This window comes from Mesotoga infera (assembly GCA_011045915.1).
In the GTDB taxonomy this organism is placed as follows: domain Bacteria; phylum Thermotogota; class Thermotogae; order Petrotogales; family Kosmotogaceae; genus Mesotoga; species Mesotoga infera_D.
The window spans coordinates 1-3,422 of sequence record DSBT01000160.1; the positions used below are offsets into that span (position 1 = coordinate 1).

General features: G+C 42.9%; 3 protein-coding genes. All 3 read left to right on the forward strand.

Features of this window, described 5'->3' with window-relative positions; genetic code table 11:
• The first annotated feature begins 526 nt into the window (after positions 1–526).
• Genes ENN47_05660 through ENN47_05670 form a run of 3 tightly spaced genes read left to right on the forward strand, consistent with a single transcriptional unit; the run spans position 527 to position 3,189 of the window.
• A complete protein-coding gene (locus ENN47_05660; GenBank protein HDP77660.1) occupies positions 527–1,096 on the forward strand; it encodes a prepilin-type N-terminal cleavage/methylation domain-containing protein in 570 nt (189 codons plus the stop codon).
• Positions 1,092–1,514, forward strand: a complete 423-nt coding sequence (locus tag ENN47_05665; GenBank protein ID HDP77661.1) for a prepilin-type N-terminal cleavage/methylation domain-containing protein — start codon at positions 1,092–1,094, stop codon at positions 1,512–1,514. The genes ENN47_05660 and ENN47_05665 overlap by 5 nt, the downstream gene beginning before the upstream one ends.
• Positions 1,492–3,189, forward strand: coding sequence for a hypothetical protein (locus tag ENN47_05670; protein ID HDP77662.1), 1,698 nt, complete (start codon positions 1,492–1,494; stop codon positions 3,187–3,189). The genes ENN47_05665 and ENN47_05670 overlap by 23 nt, the downstream gene beginning before the upstream one ends.
• The last annotated feature ends 233 nt before the right edge of the window (positions 3,190–3,422 follow it).

A 3,422-nucleotide genomic window follows, 5' to 3' on the forward strand; every position in this document is an offset into this window, starting at 1 on the left:
AAAAGTCGTTTGTAATTCGATGAGCCAACTAACCTTCATTCTCTCCCTGTCGAGAAATCAATTTCATCGCGAGTCATCCACAAAGTTCATCAGGGAAAATGAGTTGAGAGCAAATCCCTCCCGTTAGAGCTCGACAAAGGTTGCCAACCTTCAAGAAAATGAGCTCCATTTAAAGGAGTAGTGGCATGTTCTTGCATTAACCTCACATGAGTAAAGCTTCTTGACCTTTTAAATCCGATGTCTGGTTTTGCTCAAGAACGTGGTCGATCTGGCATGGGTGTTAGTGTCGAGAGCTATTGTTCAAGATAATGTGATAAAATTGTTTCAGGTGGAAGCGTACTGATTTGATAATTCTGAATAGTGTTTGATCATTTGCCCTAAGAATCGTGGACTTCATTGTCTTACCTATTCGTACTCCTATTGTATTTCTTATCCAGTACCGGCATTGATTAAGCTAGATTGAATTGAAGTCAGTTACGTGTTTTCTTTGTAGATAGAATGAATTTAGCTCAAATGGAGGACTTAATTGTTCACTATTGATCAATCCAGGAAAAAGGGAATGACAATGACAGAGCTTCTGGTAGCTCTGGCGATATCGTCTGTCGTGCTACTGATTGTTACTCTGGTCTCAACACAGTCTCTAAGAATTTCGAGAGGTACTAATGCGTCTATGACCATTGATGAGCAGATTACGAAGTTACATTCTTCAATGAACTATCTTGTTTCTAGGCAGTTTGCTGTGTTGTTTTCGTTTGGTAATGAGGAAGAAGACGAAGAGCCACAAGATGAGCCTTATTCACAGATAGTTGTCACTAATAGTATTCCTTCAAATGTTACCCCTTCTGGTTGGGAGACGAAGTCATCATTGATAACTTTCCAACCAGATTTCAGTAGGATTGTTCACTTGTATGAAGGAAAAGAAGGTCAGGGAACACTGATGTCAATTATCGCTGAGTATGTAGAAGGGTTTGAAGTAAGTTTGATAACTGGTACAACTTATCTCAGCTATACTGCAACCTTCACTTATTTTGATCCGGTGAACCCTGGTGTAGCAATCCTCACCAAGGAAGCCAGAGGGGCGGTGAGGTTCTATTAGAAAGGGATTTACGCTTGTGGAGGCAGTGGTATCGATTGCTTTGCTGGCCTTGTTCGTAGCTGGAGGAGTCTTTTTGATAGTTAGATACAACTCTATGTCCGGAAGAATTGCAAATACTTCCACAATGGAGGCGGCAGTAAGTTTTGTTAGGATTTACATAAGGGAAGACGGAATACTGAGAGAATCCTCTACTGAAGCGGAGATTGAAAACAGAATCGGAAAAATCTTGACCGATCTGAATGGGAGCAATGAATATGAAGGAAAGTTAAGTCTTGCAGGACTGGGGAGCATTGAGGTAGTGGATATCACTCAAGAAATGCTGGGTTCGGACAATGATCTTTTTTCGTTCAGAATAGAATTGAGTGACACGATTAGTAAGAAGGAGGAGATCATTCATGTGGTCTTGTCAACGCAATAGAAGAAAAGGATTTGCTCTTGTTGCTACCTTAAGCTTTGTTGCGCTTGGAACGATTATCTTGCTTGCAACTGGGTCTCAGCTATCAAGAACAACAGATGTTCTTGCGAGTTACAAGGCGATCTCAAGAGTACAAAATATTGCAGGCAATGCGGTTGAGGTCGGATCTCATTTCTTCCTCAAGGATCATGGGCAATTCCAGTCTCGCTGGCCAGGAATAAACGATTTCAAGAACAGTATCTCATCGCGTGCGGGTGCTGAGAGCGCATTGTGGCTTGATTATGTGAGCTCAATAAATGAGACTACGAGTTGTCTTGATCTGAGTTCTGAAGTCAATTATTACAGTGGAGACGCAGGATTGGGAAGCAATGAGTATTCCATTGAATGCTATGTTTTCTCTGTTGGTGCTAGATACATAACGATAGCTTCTGCCGAAAAAAATGGAATAAAGCGGTATTCACTTGGAGTAATATCAAGAGTTGGGATTGCCCAGGGCGGTTTACCAGCCTTGAGATTGGGGACACTTGACAGAGTCTTGAAGAAGATGAACGCTGGTCCTGGAAATAGCGGAATTACAGGAGATATTGTGTTTGGAAGCGCAATAATCCTCGATGATCCTTTGACGTTAAGTCTGACTAGTCAAGCGACTCCTGGGGATGTTGTGATAGGAACTCTTACCAGTCCTGAAGTTGTATTAAGCTTCACCGGTACCAACCCTGGTGAAGAGACGATTGAGCAGTGGCTTGAAAGTTGGCTTGTTCAGACTGATAAGACTAGACAAGACTATCTGAATGAATGGTATGAAGATTACTTGGCCAGTTTTCCTACAGAAGTCACAGAAATCCGTTATTCAATGGACGATACAGACGGAGCAGGTAATAGCTACGTACTGCCCGCCGAATATGTTGGAGACGAGTATGTTGTCCATGTTGACCCTCCAACAGGGCACGAAGCAGATATGAGACAGTTCATTGCAGAATTCTCGACATCAGGTCTGGTGATTTCTTATGGAGATAACAAACTGACTATCCCATCTAGTATAGTGCAGAACGAAGCAGTCCATCTTGTAATAAATGGCGACACTAGGTTTGAGAATGACGAAAATGATCCCCATAAGGTGGCTCTGGTTAATGGAAAGTACGACATCAAGGTCTTGGGGAATGTGGACATTGCAACAAATCTTGCCTATCCTTCTCTCCTAGGCTACATAAACAATGGGAATTCGGATAACAATATTGTGGCAAATCTGCCAAAGGAAGTGAACTCGGAGATAGCTACTAATATTGTAAGCGACTATGGGAACCCAGAGAAAAACACCTCATGGTTGCGATTAGCTGCAGTCGGGGGTGACATGGACATGTATTTCCAGAGAAACAACATCAACAACGCCAATTCAGCCCATGGAGTGAAATTTCTTATGGGTGATTTCTTTGCCTTCAGTGTTGGGGGTGAAGGAGGAGATGTTGGTTTTGTTGACAACAGTAATGCCAATACTAACGTAAGAACTCCACAGTTTTTTGTTTTTGGGTCCTTGACTTCAGAGACATTTGATTCGGAAGACAGAATTGAGGAGATTGCTTCGCTGGTTGCCGTGGCTAATGAAGGGAACGAAGCAGATGGGTCGCCCAGCAGTTTCTTCTCAACAAGACTAGCTCTTCTTGGTGTTCAGAGTTGGTAATATGAGTTGTTGATCGGTTCTTCGGTCTGGGGAAGAAGAGATTCTCTTCTTAGCTTCTAGTACTATAAGCCACAGTTAACCCCCAGAGGGCCCCCGCGACGTGCGGGGGCTTTTTTGCTGAACTCGCATCGGGTACCTCGTAAGATGCCTTCCTTCTAATTGAATCAAGTGATCAGTTCAGACCAAACTCGAAGCATCGAAACAAGACTTCAGATGAAGCTGGGTCGATCTTT